At 54.2% G+C, this 15,208-nt stretch carries 13 protein-coding genes; 9 read left to right on the forward strand and 4 right to left on the reverse strand.

Annotated features, from left to right (window positions below; genetic code table 11):
* Positions 1-77: 77 nt before the first annotated feature.
* From E1N14_RS05740 to deoD, 5 genes are all read left to right on the forward strand, one after another.
* Positions 78-929 (forward strand): nucleoside-specific channel-forming Tsx family protein, encoded by an 852-nt coding sequence (locus E1N14_RS05740; protein ID WP_025009941.1) that lies wholly within the window; start codon positions 78-80, stop codon positions 927-929.
* Positions 930-1,320: 391 nt separating this feature from the next.
* Positions 1,321-2,094 carry a deoxyribose-phosphate aldolase gene (gene deoC, locus E1N14_RS05745; protein ID WP_025009942.1) on the forward strand — a complete coding sequence of 258 codons (774 nt, stop codon included), beginning with the start codon at positions 1,321-1,323 and terminating at the stop codon, positions 2,092-2,094.
* A 144-nt stretch (positions 2,095-2,238) separates the two neighbouring features.
* On the forward strand, positions 2,239-3,579 hold the full coding sequence (gene deoA, locus E1N14_RS05750) for a thymidine phosphorylase (protein WP_025009943.1): 1,341 nt from the start codon (positions 2,239-2,241) through the stop codon (positions 3,577-3,579).
* Between the two features lies 1 nt (position 3,580).
* Positions 3,581-4,798 carry a phosphopentomutase gene (locus E1N14_RS05755; RefSeq protein ID WP_025009944.1) on the forward strand — a complete coding sequence of 406 codons (1,218 nt, stop codon included), beginning with the start codon at positions 3,581-3,583 and terminating at the stop codon, positions 4,796-4,798.
* Between the two features lie 76 nt (positions 4,799-4,874).
* Complete coding sequence (gene deoD / locus E1N14_RS05760) at positions 4,875-5,585, forward strand: purine-nucleoside phosphorylase (RefSeq protein WP_025009945.1); 711 nt, start codon at positions 4,875-4,877, stop codon at positions 5,583-5,585.
* Between the two features lie 108 nt (positions 5,586-5,693).
* Here deoD and E1N14_RS05765 read toward each other — a convergent pair whose 3' ends face one another.
* The gene (locus E1N14_RS05765) at positions 5,694-6,761 is read right to left on the reverse strand and encodes a YtjB family periplasmic protein (protein ID WP_081782894.1); all 1,068 of its coding nucleotides are present in this window, start codon (positions 6,759-6,761) and stop codon (positions 5,694-5,696) included.
* Between the two features lie 81 nt (positions 6,762-6,842).
* Between E1N14_RS05765 and serB the strand changes: the two genes are divergently transcribed.
* Together serB and E1N14_RS05775 are read left to right on the forward strand one after the other, a co-directional pair.
* Complete coding sequence (gene serB, locus E1N14_RS05770; RefSeq protein WP_025009946.1) at positions 6,843-7,820, forward strand: phosphoserine phosphatase SerB; 978 nt, start codon at positions 6,843-6,845, stop codon at positions 7,818-7,820.
* A 91-nt stretch (positions 7,821-7,911) separates the two neighbouring features.
* Entirely contained in the window at positions 7,912-8,832 is a 921-nt protein-coding gene (locus E1N14_RS05775; protein WP_037436698.1) for an alpha/beta fold hydrolase, read from the forward strand.
* Here E1N14_RS05775 and E1N14_RS05780 read toward each other — a convergent pair.
* Positions 8,799-11,213, reverse strand: a complete 2,415-nt coding sequence (locus E1N14_RS05780; protein WP_062793365.1) for a PilZ domain-containing protein — start codon at positions 11,211-11,213, stop codon at positions 8,799-8,801. The genes E1N14_RS05775 and E1N14_RS05780 overlap by 34 nt on opposite strands.
* A 167-nt stretch (positions 11,214-11,380) precedes the next feature.
* Here E1N14_RS05780 and radA point away from each other — a divergent pair, with 167 nt between their 5' ends.
* A complete protein-coding gene (radA, locus tag E1N14_RS05785; protein ID WP_062793366.1) occupies positions 11,381-12,745 on the forward strand; it encodes a DNA repair protein RadA in 1,365 nt (454 codons plus the stop codon).
* 102 nt (positions 12,746-12,847) lie between these two features.
* On the opposite strand, the gene E1N14_RS05790 is transcribed toward radA, so the two are convergent.
* The gene (locus tag E1N14_RS05790) at positions 12,848-13,216 is read right to left on the reverse strand and encodes a PilZ domain-containing protein (protein WP_025009948.1); all 369 of its coding nucleotides are present in this window, start codon (positions 13,214-13,216) and stop codon (positions 12,848-12,850) included.
* A gap of 147 nt (positions 13,217-13,363) precedes the next feature.
* On the opposite strand from E1N14_RS05790, the gene torR reads away from it, so the two are divergent.
* Positions 13,364-14,074 carry a two-component system response regulator TorR gene (gene torR, locus E1N14_RS05795; RefSeq protein WP_025009949.1) on the forward strand — a complete coding sequence of 237 codons (711 nt, stop codon included), beginning with the start codon at positions 13,364-13,366 and terminating at the stop codon, positions 14,072-14,074.
* Here torR and torT read toward each other — a convergent pair.
* Positions 14,064-15,089, reverse strand: coding sequence for a TMAO reductase system periplasmic protein TorT (gene torT, locus E1N14_RS05800; protein WP_062793370.1), 1,026 nt, complete (start codon positions 15,087-15,089; stop codon positions 14,064-14,066). The genes torR and torT overlap by 11 nt on opposite strands.
* Positions 15,090-15,208: the final 119 nt, after the last annotated feature.

The following is a 15,208-nucleotide window of genomic DNA, read 5'->3' on the forward strand; positions in this document are numbered from 1 at the left end:
AAGGTAGAATGCGGGCGCCAATTAAAAGAATGCTGCTCCAAGAGGGTAGCGAGAACCAAAGATGAATGGGGTTGATGATGAAAAACGTTAAAACTTTAGCTTTAGCCGCTACAGCGGTCGCTGCCATGTCAGGCAATGCCTACGCCGCTGATCGTTCTGACCTGCACGCCAGTGACTACAAATGGATGCAGTTCAACCTGATGTACTCTATCGGTGAGAAGCCTGAAAACCCAGCTTCAGGTGATCAGCACAACTACCTGGAAATGGAATTCGGTGGTCGTTCAGGTATTTTCGATCTGTACGGTTACGTTGATGTGTTTAATCTGGGTAACCAGTACACCAATAACGGTGACAAAAACCCAGGTTCAGGTAAAAGTAAGCTGTTCATGAAGTTTGCACCACGTATCTCCATGGATGCAGTATTCAATAAAGACCTGTCTTTCGGCCCAGTTCAAGAAGTTTACTTCTCTACTCTGTTCAACTGGGACGGTCTGGTTAACGATGGTGACGGCACTGGTGTTAACAGCTCTTTCTGGGGTGTGGGTGCTGATGTGATGGTGCCATGGTTGGGTAAAACCGGCATGAACCTGTATGCATACTATGACCTGAATAACAAAGAATGGAACGGTTATCAGTTCTCCATGAACTGGTTCAAGCCTTTCTACTTCTTCGACAACAAGAGCTTCCTGTCGTTCCAGGGTTACATCGACTACCAGTTCGGTGCTGACGAAGACAAGACTGCTTTCGTACCAACCACAACAAACGGTGGTAACGTGTTCTTCGGCCTGTACTGGCACTCAGATCGTTACGCTCTGGGCTATGGCCTGAAAGGCTTTAAAGACGTATACCTGCTTGAAGACGGTGCCGGTGCCCTGGCTCTGGAATCTACAGGTTGGTCTCACTACCTGAGCGCTACCTACAAGTTCTAATGGTAGATGGGGGGTTATCCTCTAGGGTGACCCCCGTTTTTATTTTGCTCTGACTTAATCTTTACCTAAGCCTGAGCTATAGTGAGTTGGGTTCAATGAACCCGCAATATTAGCCGGAAGCTGGTTCAGCTTGTTTATGTAAAGGTTGACAGATTTCTCGCGTTAAAAGGGATTTTTCGCGGCAAGGCAAGGAACTCGAGTTCCCCCTTCCCGGTCTTCAAGGATTCAAGTCGTGATACTCGTTATCAAGGTTGAATACCCTACAAAGATGATTTGCAGTCAAATGCAGGCGTCGCCCGAAGGCCCGGCCATAACAATAACCACAAAAAGCCCCTCTGGCGCTGCCAAGACAGATTTTTAATCCTTTGATTTTATGTCTCGGAGAGCAATTATGAGCGATTTAAAACAAGCAGCACAGCGCGCCATCCAACTGATGGATCTGACTACCCTGAATGATGATGATACCGATCAGAAGGTGATCGAACTGTGTCATAAGGCCAACACTCCGGCCGGTCATACTGCTGCTATCTGTATCTATCCACGCTTTATTCCTATCGCGCGCAAGACTTTGGATGCCATGGGCGCCGATGATATCCGTATTGCCACAGTCACCAACTTCCCTCACGGCAATGATGACATCGCTATCGCCGTGCTGGAAACCCGTGCAGCAGTCGCTTACGGTGCCGACGAAGTGGATGTGGTATTCCCTTATCGTGCACTGATGGAAGGCAACGAAACTGTTGGTTTTGAGCTGGTCAAAGCCTGTAAAGAAGCCTGTGGTGACGAGGTGCTTTTGAAAGTGATCATCGAATCCGGTGAACTGAAAGACCCGGCGCTTATTCGCAAGGCTTCCGAGTTGTCTATCGATGCCGGCGCTGACTTTATCAAGACCTCTACCGGTAAGGTACCTGTCAATGCCACTCTTGAAGCGGCTGAAATCATGCTGACCGTTATCAGTGAAAAGAACCCCGCAGTAGGCTTCAAGCCTGCCGGTGGTGTACGTGATGCCGCCCAAGCCGCTGAATTCCTCGGTACAGCCGAGCGTATTCTGGGCAATGACTGGGTTTCACCCCGTACTTTCCGTTTCGGTGCATCCAGCCTGCTGGCCAGTCTGCTGCACACGCTGGAATTGGCTGACGCTCCAGCACCGACTCAAGGTTACTAATCCCCGCTGATTGTGATCCAAGTCTATTTGGTGACGTCAAAACTTGGCTAGTATCTGTAATAAAGTTACTACATATTTTGACGTCCAACCCCAATACTGTAACGGCTTTTATAGACAAGGTTGCAGTAGAAAGGAGGCAGTATTATGTTTCTGGCACAAGAGATAATTCGTAAAAAACGCGAAAAAATGGCGCTTTCCAAGGAGGAGATCCAGTTCTTTGTCAAAGGCATTACCGATAACAGCGTGTCTGAAGGTCAGATAGCTGCATTCGGGATGGCGGTGTATTTTAACGACATGAGCATGGATGAGCGCATCGCACTGACTACGGCTATGCGTGATTCCGGCACTGTGCTCAATTGGGATAGCCTGCAGCTCGACGGCCCTGTCATAGACAAACACAGCACAGGCGGAGTGGGCGATGTTATCAGCCTGATGCTTGGCCCCATGGCGGCAGCCTGCGGCGGTTATGTTCCCATGATTTCAGGTCGTGGTCTGGGCCACACAGGTGGCACTCTGGATAAGTTTGACGCCATCCCCGGCTATCAGACTGAGCCTGACAGCGAACTATTCCGTAAGGTGGTTAAAGAGGTCGGTGTGGCCATTATCGGTCAAACCGGCGATCTGGTTCCTGCCGACAAGCGTTTCTATTCCATTCGTGACAACACGGCCACTGTCGAATCCATCCCGCTTATCACCGCCTCTATTCTGTCGAAGAAACTGGCTTGTAGCCTGGATGCGCTGGCGATGGACGTCAAAGTGGGCAGCGGCGCCTTTATGCCTACTTATCAGGCATCCGAGGAACTGGCTCGTTCTATTGTTGCGGTTGCCAATGGTGCAGGTACCAAGACCACGGCTCTGCTGACCGATATGAACCAGGTGTTGGCCTCCTGCGCCGGGAACGCGGTCGAAGTGCTCGAGGCGGTGAACTTCCTTACCGGCAAATATCGTAATCCGCGCCTCTACGAAGTCACCATGGGACTTTGTAGTGAGATGTTGCTGCTCGGTGGCCTTGCCGCCAATGAGGCCGAGGCCCGCAGTAAGCTCAACGCCGTGCTGGATAATGGCAAGGCCGCCGAGATCTTCGCCCGTATGGTTTCCGGACTGGGCGGCCCGGTCGATTTTGTCGAACATCCTGAAAAATACTTGCCCCAAGCCAAGATTATTCGTCCTGTATATGCCGAGCGTTCCGGCTTTGCTTACAGCATGGATACCCGTGAACTCGGCTTGGCTGTGGTCACTCTGGGTGGTGGTCGTCGTAAGCCTGGTGATGCCCTGGATTACAGCGTCGGCCTGACACAGGTTTGTGCCCTGGGACATGAAATCAATGCCGACAAACCGCTGGCAATGGTGCATGCCCAGTCAGAAAGCGCCTTCGAAGAAGCCGCTGCCGCGGTGCGCAGAGCCATAGTCATTGGCGACAGCGCCCCTGAGAAAACACCGGAGATCTATCGCGCCATCCGCGCCGCCGATCTCCAGGAGAAGTAGTATGAAACGTACCATTATTTTAATGCTGGATTCCTTCGGCGTCGGCGCAGCCGGTGATGCGGCCAAGTTTGGTGACCTGGGTTCAGATACCTTTGGTCATATCGCCAAAGAGTGTGCCGAAGGGCGTGCCAATGATGGCCGTGAAGGGCCGCTGAAGTTACCCAACCTTAGCCGTCTGGGGCTGGCACATGCCGCCATGGAAAGCACAGGTCAGTTTGCCCCTGGGTTTGACGCCGATGTCGAGCTGATAGGCGCTTATGGCCATGCTGAAGAGCTGAGCTCAGGCAAGGATACCCCCAGTGGTCACTGGGAAATGGCCGGCGTTCCCGTGCTGTTTGATTGGGGCTATTTCAGCGACAAGCAAAACTCTTTCCCCAAAGAATTGACCGATAAGATCCTGGCGCGCGCTGGCCTCAGCGGTTTCCTTGGCAATTGTCACGCATCCGGTACTGCGATTCTGGAAGAATTGGGTGAAGAGCATATGCGTTCCGGCCTGCCTATCTTCTATACCTCGGCCGACTCCGTGTTCCAGATTGCCTGCCATGAAGAAAGCTTCGGCCTGGAAAACCTCTACCGTTTGTGTGAAATCGCCCGTGAAGAGCTTGAGCCATATAATATCGGCCGAGTCATAGCGCGACCTTTTGTTGGCAGCGGCGCCGCCGATTTTGCCCGCACCGGCAATCGCCGTGACTACGCGGTAGAGCCGCCGGCGAAAACTGTGCTGGATAAGCTGAAAGCCGCCGGCGGCCAAGTGGTCAGTGTCGGTAAAATTTCCGATATTTATGCCCATTGCGGTATCACCAGCAAGGTTAAGGCCTCGGGCCTGGAGGCTCTATTCGATGCTACACTGGAGCAGGTCAAGGCTGCCGGTGACAACACCATAGTCTTCACCAACTTCGTGGATTTCGATTCCCACTATGGCCACCGTCGTGATGTGGCAGGTTATGCCCGGGGATTGGAATACTTCGATGCAAGATTGCCTGAAATCCTGGCACTGCTGAATAAGGATGACTTGCTTATCCTGACTGCAGACCATGGTTGCGACCCTACTTGGGAAGGCACAGATCATACCCGCGAACATGTGCCGGTTCTGGCCTATGGCGCAGGTTTGAGTGCCGGCTCATTGGGGCGTCGCAAGAGCTTTGCCGATATCGGCCAATCCATTGCCAGCTACTTCAAGCTGGAACCAATGGAATACGGCGAATCATTTATTCGCTGACAAGATATGGCTCCCTCGCCGGAGCCGTCTTTAATAAACAGACTTGAGTCTTTATAAAACTAACGGGGTTATTTCGATGGCAACACCACATATCAATGCAGTTGACGGCGCATTCGCTGAAACCGTACTTTTCCCTGGCGATCCATTGCGGGCCAAGTACATTGCCGAAACCTTCCTGGAAAACGTAGAACAGGTTACCGACGTACGTAACATGCTCGGTTTCACAGGTACCTACAAAGGCAAGCGTATCTCTGTGATGGGTTCAGGCATGGGTATCCCTTCCTGCTCCATTTATGCCACTGAGCTTATCAAGGACTATGGTGTCAAGAACCTGATCCGCGTAGGCACCTGTGGTGCAATCAGTACAGACGTTAAAGTGCGCGATGTGATCATCGGCATGGGCGCCTGCACCGATTCTCAGGTGAACCGTCTGCGTTTCAAAGGTCAGGACTTTGCTGCCATCGCCAACTATGAGCTGATGAGCGCCGTAGTCGACTCAGCCAAGACTCACGGTACCAAAATTCGTGTAGGTAACGTGTTCTCTGCCGATCTCTTCTACACTCCGGATCCTGAAATGTTCGACGTGATGGAAAAGATGGGAGTATTGGGTGTGGAAATGGAAGCTGCCGGTCTCTACGGTGTTGCCCATGAATTCGGTGCCCGCGCTCTTTGCGTGGTAACTGTTTCCGACCATATCCGTACCGGTGAGAAGACCAGCTCTGATGAGCGTCAAACCACTTTCAACGATATGATCGTCATGACGCTGGATGCAGCGATTACCCTGTAATCCGGTAACCAACTGACATCATAAGGGCTCCCTCGGGAGCCCTTATTGTTTTTAAGCCTTTTCACTTATTCCTGGAGCGCGGCTCTGCAGCTGAAGCTGGCTCTTGGGCTACTCGTTCTTTTTGTTTGCTTCTGCAGTTTGTGGCTCCCGTTTGGGGACAACTCCCGGCCAGGGACGTTTACCGCGGGGATCGTCCGCATCGACAGGATCCGGGATCAGGCTATCGTTGGCTTGCTTGGCTTCGCTTTGGTTACTTTGGTCTCTTTGGTTACTTGGGTCAATTGGGAGCGCTGAAGTTTCAGCGCCTGTTTCTGTTTGGACCTTTTCCCCTGTTTTATTGTCAATCCCAGGCTCAGTGTTTACCTCCGAGTGCTTTGGCCTGGCAGCCTTTCTGGCCATGGCTTTGGCGGGCTTTTCTGCCTGTTTGAGAGGCGTATTGGTGTTGAATTCAGCGTCAAGCTCGGTCTGGGATTCGCCGGTATCCGGGGCTGAATCTTGGCTTTCGGTGACAGTAGGTTCAGTATCCGCGGCTTCCTTGGCGGTTGCTTTTCCCTGCTGTTTAAGCTTTTTACGCCTGCGCTTGACCCGGGTGCGGCGGCGGTCAAAGTCGGCGCGTTTGAACGACAAGGCCCGCGACAGCAACAGGCCGATAAAGCCCGCGACTATCAGCATCAGTTGCTGCTGCTCCATATTCAGCTCGTGGGCTTCTTTGATCTCATTGAAAAACAGCTTGGGATCCAGCCTGACTTCGACGAAGCCCAGGTTTTTACCTTGCTGGATCACCGGCTCGACATAAGGGGGATAGGGCGCCAGCAGATCATCCAGCTCCGGGGAGTCCGGCTCCAGTAACTCTGGGCTGACATCCTGGGCAAAGGATAGCCGCTGGCCATTCTCGCTGTAGATAGTCGCCGCCATCACCTTGGGATCTTCCACCAGGGCGCTGGCCAGCCACTGCAACTGCTCATCATTTTGCAGTTGCAACGCCGGTGCGGCACCATAGGCTGTTTGTTGCACCAATAATCTGGCCATCTTTTGGGTTTGGGTCTTCAGAAGCCGCTGCCCTTGTAGTAGGCTTGTCTGCCACAGCTGGACCAGGCCGACCAGCAGAGTGACGGCTATGGCGATCTGCAGCAGTCTGCTGATCTTCTGGCTTTTTTTAAGGCCCTTGAACAACAATACTTTGTCCCTTAATCAAATTCGGTGTTTCCCTAATCATAATGGATTATGGGTATGCCCGATAGCCGGAGAGCAGTGACCATGGAGTCAGTCTTACCTTTTCCCCTGTTGGCCAGTCAACGTCAGGATGGTGTCTATGTCTTGAGTCTGCAGCAGCATACTTGGCCGGCATTCAAGGAAGGGCACCATGCTCAGGGTGAGCGATTACGGCTGATCTTCAGTGAAAAAGCCGCTGCTGCTGTTGCCGATTTGCTTCCCGAGTTGGCACCGAGGGCGGTGGCGATTTTGCAGCGCGAGCAATCCTTGTATGGGCTCGAGTTGCTGCTCGAGGCGGGTATCTGTCAATCCATGCAGAATCGTCTTGAGTCAATTTGCGAGCTGGACTACCTGTCCATTGCGGCGACAACGAGTTTACCGCAGCTTTCGACTCCAGGCCTGTTGGTGATGGATATGGACTCGACCGCCATTACCATTGAGTGTATCGATGAATTGGCGGCCGCTGCCGGCGTGGGCGCCGAGGTGGCACAAGTGACCGAGCGGGCGATGCAGGGGGAGCTGGACTTCGAACAGAGCCTGCGCCAGAGGGTGGCCAAGCTCAAGGGCGCGAATCAAAGTATTATTGATGACCTCTGTGCCCGCTTGCCCTTGAGCCCCGGGCTTGAGAGCATGATAGCCGAGCTCAAGTCCTATGGCTGGCGCACTGTGGTGGCCTCAGGTGGTTTTACCCCCTTTGTTGGCCATCTGCAGCAGTTGCTTGGGTTGGATGCCGCTTTTGCCAATGAACTGGTAATAAGCGATGGCAAGTTGCTCGGCGAGGTTAGCGGCCAGGTAGTGGATGCCGCCTTCAAGGCTGATGTGGTGAAAAAATGCGCCGAGCAGTGGCAGATAGCTGCCGGGCAAAGGCTGGCCATAGGCGATGGCGCCAACGATATCCCCATGGTGCAGGCGGCCGATTTTGGTATTGCCTATCATGCCAAACCTAAGCTGGCTGCGGCGGCTGCGGCCAGGATCAATAAGCTGGGCCTGCAGGTATTACCTTTCTTGCTGCAAGGGCGCTGAAGCGTTAACAGTTAGAATTAGAGTGATTGCTCTTGTTTTTGTGACCGGGATTTATTAGCTTTTGCTATAGAACCCGGTGACGACACACTCCATGGAAACTGTACAGCAATCAATCTTTCTGCCTTATCGAGATGGCGAACTGCATCTTCGGAAAATTTCTCCCGCCGCCGGTTTTCGGCATCAGATCCCGATTTTGATGTTGCATGGCGCCATGTCCAACGGCCGGGTGTTTTACAGCAGCAGAGGTCGAGGTCTGGCACCGTTTCTGGCCCAGGCGGGCTTTACCGTCTATGTAATGGACAGTGCAGGTCGCGGTCTCAGCACGCCTAAGTTGGCGCGAGGGTTTGAGCTTGGACAAGGCGAGGTCATCCGTGAACAACTGCCCCAGGTGCAACAGTATCTGCTTGAGGCCGAATCCCTGGACAAACTGCATTGGTGTGCCCATTCCTGGGGCGGGGTGCTGATGGCCAGCGCCTTGGCCCGATTTCCTGAACTGCAAGCCTCGGTGGCATCACTGCTTACCTTTGGCAGCAAGCGCACCATCAGAGTCAGGTCATTGAAAAAGTGGCTGATGGTGGATCTCGTTTGGAACCGCCTGGCTCCCGGCATTGCCGCCGGTCACGGCTATCTCGCGGCCGACAAGTGGCGCATGGGCATGGATAACGAGAGCCGGGCTTCGCTACAGCAGAGCATAGATTGGGTACGCGGTGATTGGATAGATCATGACGATGGTTTCGACTATGGCCGGGCTGCCGCCAAAGCCACTTGGCCCAAGAGTTGGTTTATCGCCGGACAGAATGACACTGTGCTCGGCAACCCGGAAGATGTGCTGGATATGATGGCCGAATGCGGCTTGCAAAATAGCTGCTTTACCTTACTGTCACGGGAAAACGGCAATCGCCACGACTATGGTCATGCGGATATGCTGACCCATGTGGATGCACCAAACGATCATTTCAACAAGGTGCTCGCCTGGTATCAGGGTTTTGAGCTTTTCAGCGTCAGTGACTGAGCTTCTGGATTTAATTCCGGGTAGCGCAGCAAGACCTCGCTGGTGATCTCCAAAAACTCGCCAACGCCCACTACCCGCCACAGCATCTCTTCGAGCTTCTTGGCCTTGTGCTTGGCATGGACACCTATATATTCCAGCTCGCGGCGGATATAGCCCAGATCCGGTTTACCGGCGGCGCCGCGATAGACTTTCAAGGCCATAAAGCTGCCGAGCGACTGCGCCTGACGGATAAAATCCACTTGAGCCTGACGCTCCGCCAGTTCATGGCGGGCAGTGCAACGTAGCCGCAACTGGCCGCTGGATTGGCGCACCAACTGCACAAAGACTTCGAAGCTGTCCATGGTCATCTGCGGCTTCATCGCCCGTATCGGGCCGATAAAGTCGCGCTTCAGCCGGCCGTCTTGCAGTAAAGGTTCGAGATTGAACTGCAACTGCTCAGCGCTGCTGTTGGCGAACAAGTCGCTGACGGCATCCGGCTCTACGCCGACCCCCAGCGCCGACAAGCGGAAAGACTTGACGGTTTTTTCCACAAGGAAAGGCACTGAATGCAGTTTGCGCATCAAGAGGTTTTTCATCGCTTCGGCCAGTTCTTTGACCTCAGAGTTATCCTCTGTCAGTTGCTGCAATTTCTCGCGGTTTTGCTCTATCAGGCGATGTAAAAACTCCACGCCCGGATGAGGCGTGTGGCCCATAACTGCCGCCAGATGCAGGGTGACACCGTTTTTACGGCTGCGCACCAATCGATAGGGCAGCGCCTGAAGTTTTGCCTTGGGCGCCAGCTCCTGCAGTTTGGGAAAGCTCAGCAGCAGCGGCTCCTTGGGGTTGAGAGTCGCGTTCTCATCCAGGTTCAGCTGCAGGCCACGACTGGAAATATCATGGGTGATCCCTGTGTATTGCTGTTTACCCTGACTGATGTTGACCAGGGTCTTGAAGGAGAATCTGGCTTCCTGGCGCCGCTCGCTGAAATACATGGACACCAATCGGATACTGTTGCTGGTGATTTTGGCTTGGCCGAAACGCTTGAGCTCATTGGCGTCCATCTTGAATGGCCAGCGACGATACTCTTCGGCGGCCTGTTCGTCGGTCACATCCATCAACTGTAATATGTGGCTGTATTTACTCAGCTGCTGTTCAGTCAGTGCCGAGTAGTTGCTGTCATCGCCCGGGAGCATGGAGGCCTTGTAGGAACCCTGGTGGTCTATGGCATCCAGGCTCACCTGGATAACCTTCCAACTGCCCTTGGTGGCACCAAAGCCGAGAAACAGAGGTTGCAGGCGGCTTTTTTTCAGTTCGCTGAGGCTGGCAGAGTAGAAGTAGAGTTGACCACGGGCATTATAGGTAAAGCTGAACAGTAATCTGTGGTCGGCGTTGTCCGGCTCGGCGAGCATGGCCGTCAGTCTCTGCTTGCTCAGCAGTCCCGGCAATTGGTTGATATCGGCTTCATCGAGGAAATCGTGCAGCAGTGCCTGATTGTCCCGGCTAAGCAGCAGAGCACCAATAGCAGGCTTGCCTTGGCTGTCCTGTTCGATAAACAGCGGCAGGTGCGGCAGATGAGCCAGGTAATGGCGCTCGAACCCCATCCCCGTGGCGGTTACCAGCACATCGTTGACATCCACCTTATAGCGGAACTTATAGCCGCGAATGAGGCTGGCGAGCATTTCGGCCAACTGTTCGCTGCCGCCGATGCGCTTGAGCCGCATCCAGCAGGTGTCCTGCTCTGTCTGGGCATCGACTATCTGGTAGTCGACCCCGAGTTGCAGATCCCGGTAATAGTATTCATCGCTGAGATCCAGCAGCTTGACCCGCAGCGGCCGGTTGAGATCGAAGTTGTGTCTGGCGGGCAGGCGCACTCTGGCGCCACCGACGGAGAGATCCGCGGTATTGCCGCGCACCTCCTCTCTGCCGGGTTGGGAGACCGCTATCTTGATGCTGTAGTTCATCCGCTCTTCACTGCGGTTGAAGTAGCGCCCCAGCACAATCCCGGGTACCAGATAGGGATTCCCCTGTCCTTCCTGATTGCGGGGCGTTTGCTGCAGCTTTTGGCGACGCTGGCGATGAGCCTCCATCACCTGCTCGTACACTCCCATGGTGTACTGGTTGCGGTACAGTGCCAGTGCGGCATCAAAGGCCTCTTTGGCCGGGTCATCGAGGAAGTGGCGTTGGTCGGCGAAGCGATACTCCTGGCAGGGCAGTTCCGACTTGTCTCTGAGGTCAATGATCCTCAGGCAGGGGGAAGCCAGGCGCTGGATTTCCATCTTTAACAGAAAGCGGGTCGAGTTGGACTCTTCGGCGGTGAGCTGCAAGAAGATCTCACTGAAGTCCGGCTCCATCATCAGGGGCTTGAGTTGTTCAATCAGGGCGCTGTGGTGATCTGGGCTCATGGACTCGCTCTTTAAAGGGTGCTTATTCTTGTGCTGACTGTTAGTCTTATGTCGGCCCGGCTTTGGGAAGCTTGAACCCAATTCGGGATTATCACGCTGAAAGTATCACTTTGAAAGTGCAATTATTTTAATTAACTATTACAGATTTTACACAAGTTTGAACCCAGATGGCGAAGAATAAAACAGCATACGTGTGCAACGAATGTGGCCAGGACTTTCCCCGCTGGCAGGGGCAGTGCAGTGCCTGTCATGAATGGAATACCATTACTGAAGTCAGACTGGGGGCGGCCACGCCATCCCGGGGCGGTCAGTTCAGCGGTTATGCCGGTGCCAGTGCCAGTGAGATCCAGACGCTGGATCAGATAGATCTCAACGAAGTGCCAAGGATCCCCAGCAGCTTTATCGAATTTGACCGAGTGCTCGGTGGCGGCATAGTCGCCGGCAGTGCCATCCTGATTGGCGGGCATCCGGGCGCAGGCAAGAGTACCTTGCTGCTGCAGACTTTGTGTCAGTTGGCCGAGACCATGCCGGCTCTCTATGTGACCGGCGAGGAATCTTTGCAGCAAGTGGCGATGCGTGCCCATCGTTTGGGCCTGCCCACAGGACGCTTGAAGATGTTGTCCGAAACCAGTGTCGAGACCATCTGCACTGTGGCACTGCGGGAGAAGCCCAAGGTCATAGTAATAGACTCGATTCAGGTGATGCATATCAGCGATGTGCAGTCTTCCCCCGGCAGTGTGGCCCAGGTTCGTGAGTCGGCCGCCTTTCTGACCCGTTTTGCCAAGCAAAACGGTATCGCCATCATCATGGTCGGCCATGTTACCAAAGACGGCTCTCTGGCCGGCCCCAAGGTGTTGGAGCACTGCATAGATTGCTCTGTGATGTTTGAAGGGGACAGCGATAGCCGCTACCGCACCCTGCGCTCGCACAAGAACCGCTTTGGCGCCATCAATGAACTGGGGGTGTTCGCCATGACGGAGCGGGGGCTCAAGGAAGTGGCCAATCCGTCGGCGATATTCCTGTCACGCGCCGATGAAGCCGCCTCCGGCTCGTTGGTGATGGTGGTTTGGGAAGGTACCCGGCCGCTGCTGGTGGAACTGCAGGTGTTGGTAGACAGCTCGGCACTGTCGCATCCGCGGCGGGTCGCCGTGGGAATGGATGCCAACCGTTTGGCTATGTTGCTGGCGGTAATGCATCGTCATGGCGGCTTACAGATGTCGGATCAGGACGTGTTTGTCAACGTGGTCGGCGGTGTCAAGGTGACAGAAACCAGCGCCGATTTGACTCTGCTGCTGGCCATGGTTTCCAGTTTCCGCGGTGATATTCTGCCCAGGGATCTGGTGGTGTTCGGCGAAGTGGGCCTTTCCGGCGAGATACGTCCCGTGCCCAATGGCCAGGAGCGTTTGGTGGAGGCTGCCAAGCACGGTTTTACTCGGGCAATAGTGCCCAAGGCCAATATGCCGAAAAAACCGCCTCAGGGGATGCAGGTGATAGGGGTAAGCAAACTCAGCGAGGCGCTCGGGGCTTTATGATTGCTATATGAGCGCTATATGAGCGCTATGTGAGTGCTATGTGAGTCATAGCCCGGCAAACAGGGTTATTGCGGCCCTGTAAACTGCGAAGCAGGAGCCGCCTCAGCGGCTCTGTTCATGTTCGGCGATAAACTGCTCCAACTCCCGGTGCAGCAGTGAGGCATCGCCAAGATTCAACTCCAGCAGCCTTCTTAAGTGACTGATGCTCTCGACATCGATGAGGGCACACTTGAGACCCAGAAGGCCGTTGCGGCGATGCACAACTTCGGCCTCCATACAGAGTTGCACCTCGGACTGAGGCAGGCGAAAACTCAGCTCCAGCACGCCTTCGGGAGCGAAATCGGCAGGTTCTTCTACCATGGCGCCGTTGAGACAGAGATCCAGCAAGTGGGTGCCCCATATCTTGTCACCGCAGCTCAACTGGGCATCTATGGTAAACAGGATCCGTGAAAACTTGCGCTTTTCGTCCATATTCAGTCCTTTAATTCTTGGTCTGTCCTTATTGTAGCCACATAAGAAGCGCTTGGCACCGAACTCAGGTCAAATATCTATCCGCTACAGACAAAATATGAAAAATTGTGAATAATGGCGTCTACCCCAGCCGGTTGGAATACAAGCATGGCATACCGCATATTGATAGTGGACGATGAGGCTATCATTCGGACTCGTTTGAAAGGCTATTTTGAAAAAGATGGTTACCAGGTGATGGAAGCCGCCGACGGTGAGCAGATGTGGCAGCAACTGCAGCAACAGCATGTGGATCTGGTGATGCTGGATATCAATATGCCGGGGGACGATGGTCTGATGCTGACCCGTGAGCTGCGCAGCCGCTCAGATGTGGGCATTATTCTAGTAACCGGCCGGGATGAGGCGATAGATAAGATAGTGGGCCTGGAGATGGGCGCCGATGATTATGTCACCAAGCCGTTTGAGTTTCGCGAGCTCAGGGTCAGGGTCAAAAACCTGCTCTGGCGCATCTCTCTGGTGAAAAAGGCCCAGCAGCAAACGGCCGAACAATTGTCGCGCTCGGACGATAATCTCTATTTCGAGGGCTATCATCTGCAGCTCAACAGTCGCCGTTTGAGCCTGGATGGGCAGGCTATCAAGTTGACCAAGGCGGAGTTTGAACTCTTGGTGGCCTTTGCCCTGCATCCGCAGCAGGTACTCTCGAGAGAGCGCTTGATGCAGCAAACCAGCCACAGGGATCAGGATGTCAACGACCGCACCATAGATGTGATTATTCGGCGCCTGCGCAGCAAACTGAGCCCTGAGCTGTTTGTCACTGTGCACGGCGAGGGCTATCTGTTTGCCGCCGATGTCAGCGACTGAGTTCTGAGCCCTTGGCTTCCACCCTGTATATGGGGTAGAAGTCTGCCGGTGCCAAACTGTCATCCAGTTGCATGCTTTTGAGGTTATCCGGGCGCAACTGCAAAATTGCCGGACCTATATCACCAAACGCCTTTTCCCCCTGCAACAGCCTGACGGCGAGATCGACCGCCAGCCGCCCCTGTAGTACCACTCTGTCATCATTGGCATAAGCAACCTTGTTGCGCTTGAGGGCACGCAGTACATCCGGCGATAGATAGCTGCTCACCAGCGCCATTTTGTTGGTCAGGTTTCTCTGCCTGAGAGTGCCCATGGCGGCTTCAATGGCGACGGCACTGCCGAGCAAGGCTTGCGGCAGTGGCTGCTCACTTTGATTGAGCAACAGATTGAGCTGATCCCGGTAGAGATTACGGTTGTTGTCGGCATGCATCACGGCCACTATCTCCACCTGGCTGTCTTGCAGTGCTTGTTTGACGCCTTTTTCCACCAGGTCGGTTCCGCCACGGCCTTCGGGGCCCGCCAGCATCGCCAGGCGTTTGTGCGGGGTAGATGAGAGAAACTCACCGGTCAGATAACCCATCTGATACCAATTGACTCCTATATGGGTTCGTACCCGGTTGTCTGCCAGTTGGTTCACCAGCGCCAACACCGGCTTGGTCAGCTCCAGCGTCTGGCCCTCGAGCAGGTGTGGGCTGACGGCGCCAAGCAAAATCGCATCGGCATCGCCATCGAGGCAGGATTTGAGTTGCGCCAACTGGGTCTGGTTGTTGCCATAGCCGCCGGCTTCATGGAGTTCCAGCCCAAGGCCCAAGGCTTGGCTCTGTTTGGCCAAACCATAATCAATCCCTATCCAATAGGCGTCTTTAAGATGCGGCACCAAAGCGCACAGCTTCCAGGGCTTGTTGGCCTTGGTGAGCGGAGTGTGGGTCAGAGGGCTGGCCTGCTGGATTGCTTCGTTGTAAGGACTGCGCTGCTCAAGCTCCCAGGTTTCATTGGCCAGCACGGCAGGGGTAAACATCAGCAGAGCCAATAACCACAGCAGCAGAGGTCTTTTGGTTGTCGGCAACAAAGACTCGAACTTGGCGGCAAATTGGCTCATGGGGAAGGTCCTGATATATGATGCCAGTATTCTACCAT

The sequence above is a fragment of the Shewanella algae genome (assembly GCF_009183365.2).
GTDB lineage: Bacteria > Pseudomonadota > Gammaproteobacteria > Enterobacterales > Shewanellaceae > Shewanella > Shewanella algae.

Coding starts and splice junctions, on each gene's coding strand:
- E1N14_RS05790 (WP_025009948.1), bottom strand. CDS start 13,216: ATGGACGAAAAGCGCAAGTTTTCACGGATCCTGTTTACCATAGATGCC.
- torT (WP_062793370.1), bottom strand. CDS start 15,089: ATGTTTACCCCTGCCGTGCTGGCCAATGAAACCTGGGAGCTTGAGCAG.
- deoC (WP_025009942.1), top strand. CDS start 1,321: ATGAGCGATTTAAAACAAGCAGCACAGCGCGCCATCCAACTGATGGAT.
- E1N14_RS05775 (WP_037436698.1), top strand. CDS start 7,912: ATGGAAACTGTACAGCAATCAATCTTTCTGCCTTATCGAGATGGCGAA.
- deoD (WP_025009945.1), top strand. CDS start 4,875: ATGGCAACACCACATATCAATGCAGTTGACGGCGCATTCGCTGAAACC.
- torR (WP_025009949.1), top strand. CDS start 13,364: ATGGCATACCGCATATTGATAGTGGACGATGAGGCTATCATTCGGACT.
- E1N14_RS05755 (WP_025009944.1), top strand. CDS start 3,581: ATGAAACGTACCATTATTTTAATGCTGGATTCCTTCGGCGTCGGCGCA.
- deoA (WP_025009943.1), top strand. CDS start 2,239: ATGTTTCTGGCACAAGAGATAATTCGTAAAAAACGCGAAAAAATGGCG.
- serB (WP_025009946.1), top strand. CDS start 6,843: ATGGAGTCAGTCTTACCTTTTCCCCTGTTGGCCAGTCAACGTCAGGAT.
- radA (WP_062793366.1), top strand. CDS start 11,381: ATGGCGAAGAATAAAACAGCATACGTGTGCAACGAATGTGGCCAGGAC.
- E1N14_RS05780 (WP_062793365.1), bottom strand. CDS start 11,213: ATGAGCCCAGATCACCACAGCGCCCTGATTGAACAACTCAAGCCCCTG.
- E1N14_RS05740 (WP_025009941.1), top strand. CDS start 78: ATGAAAAACGTTAAAACTTTAGCTTTAGCCGCTACAGCGGTCGCTGCC.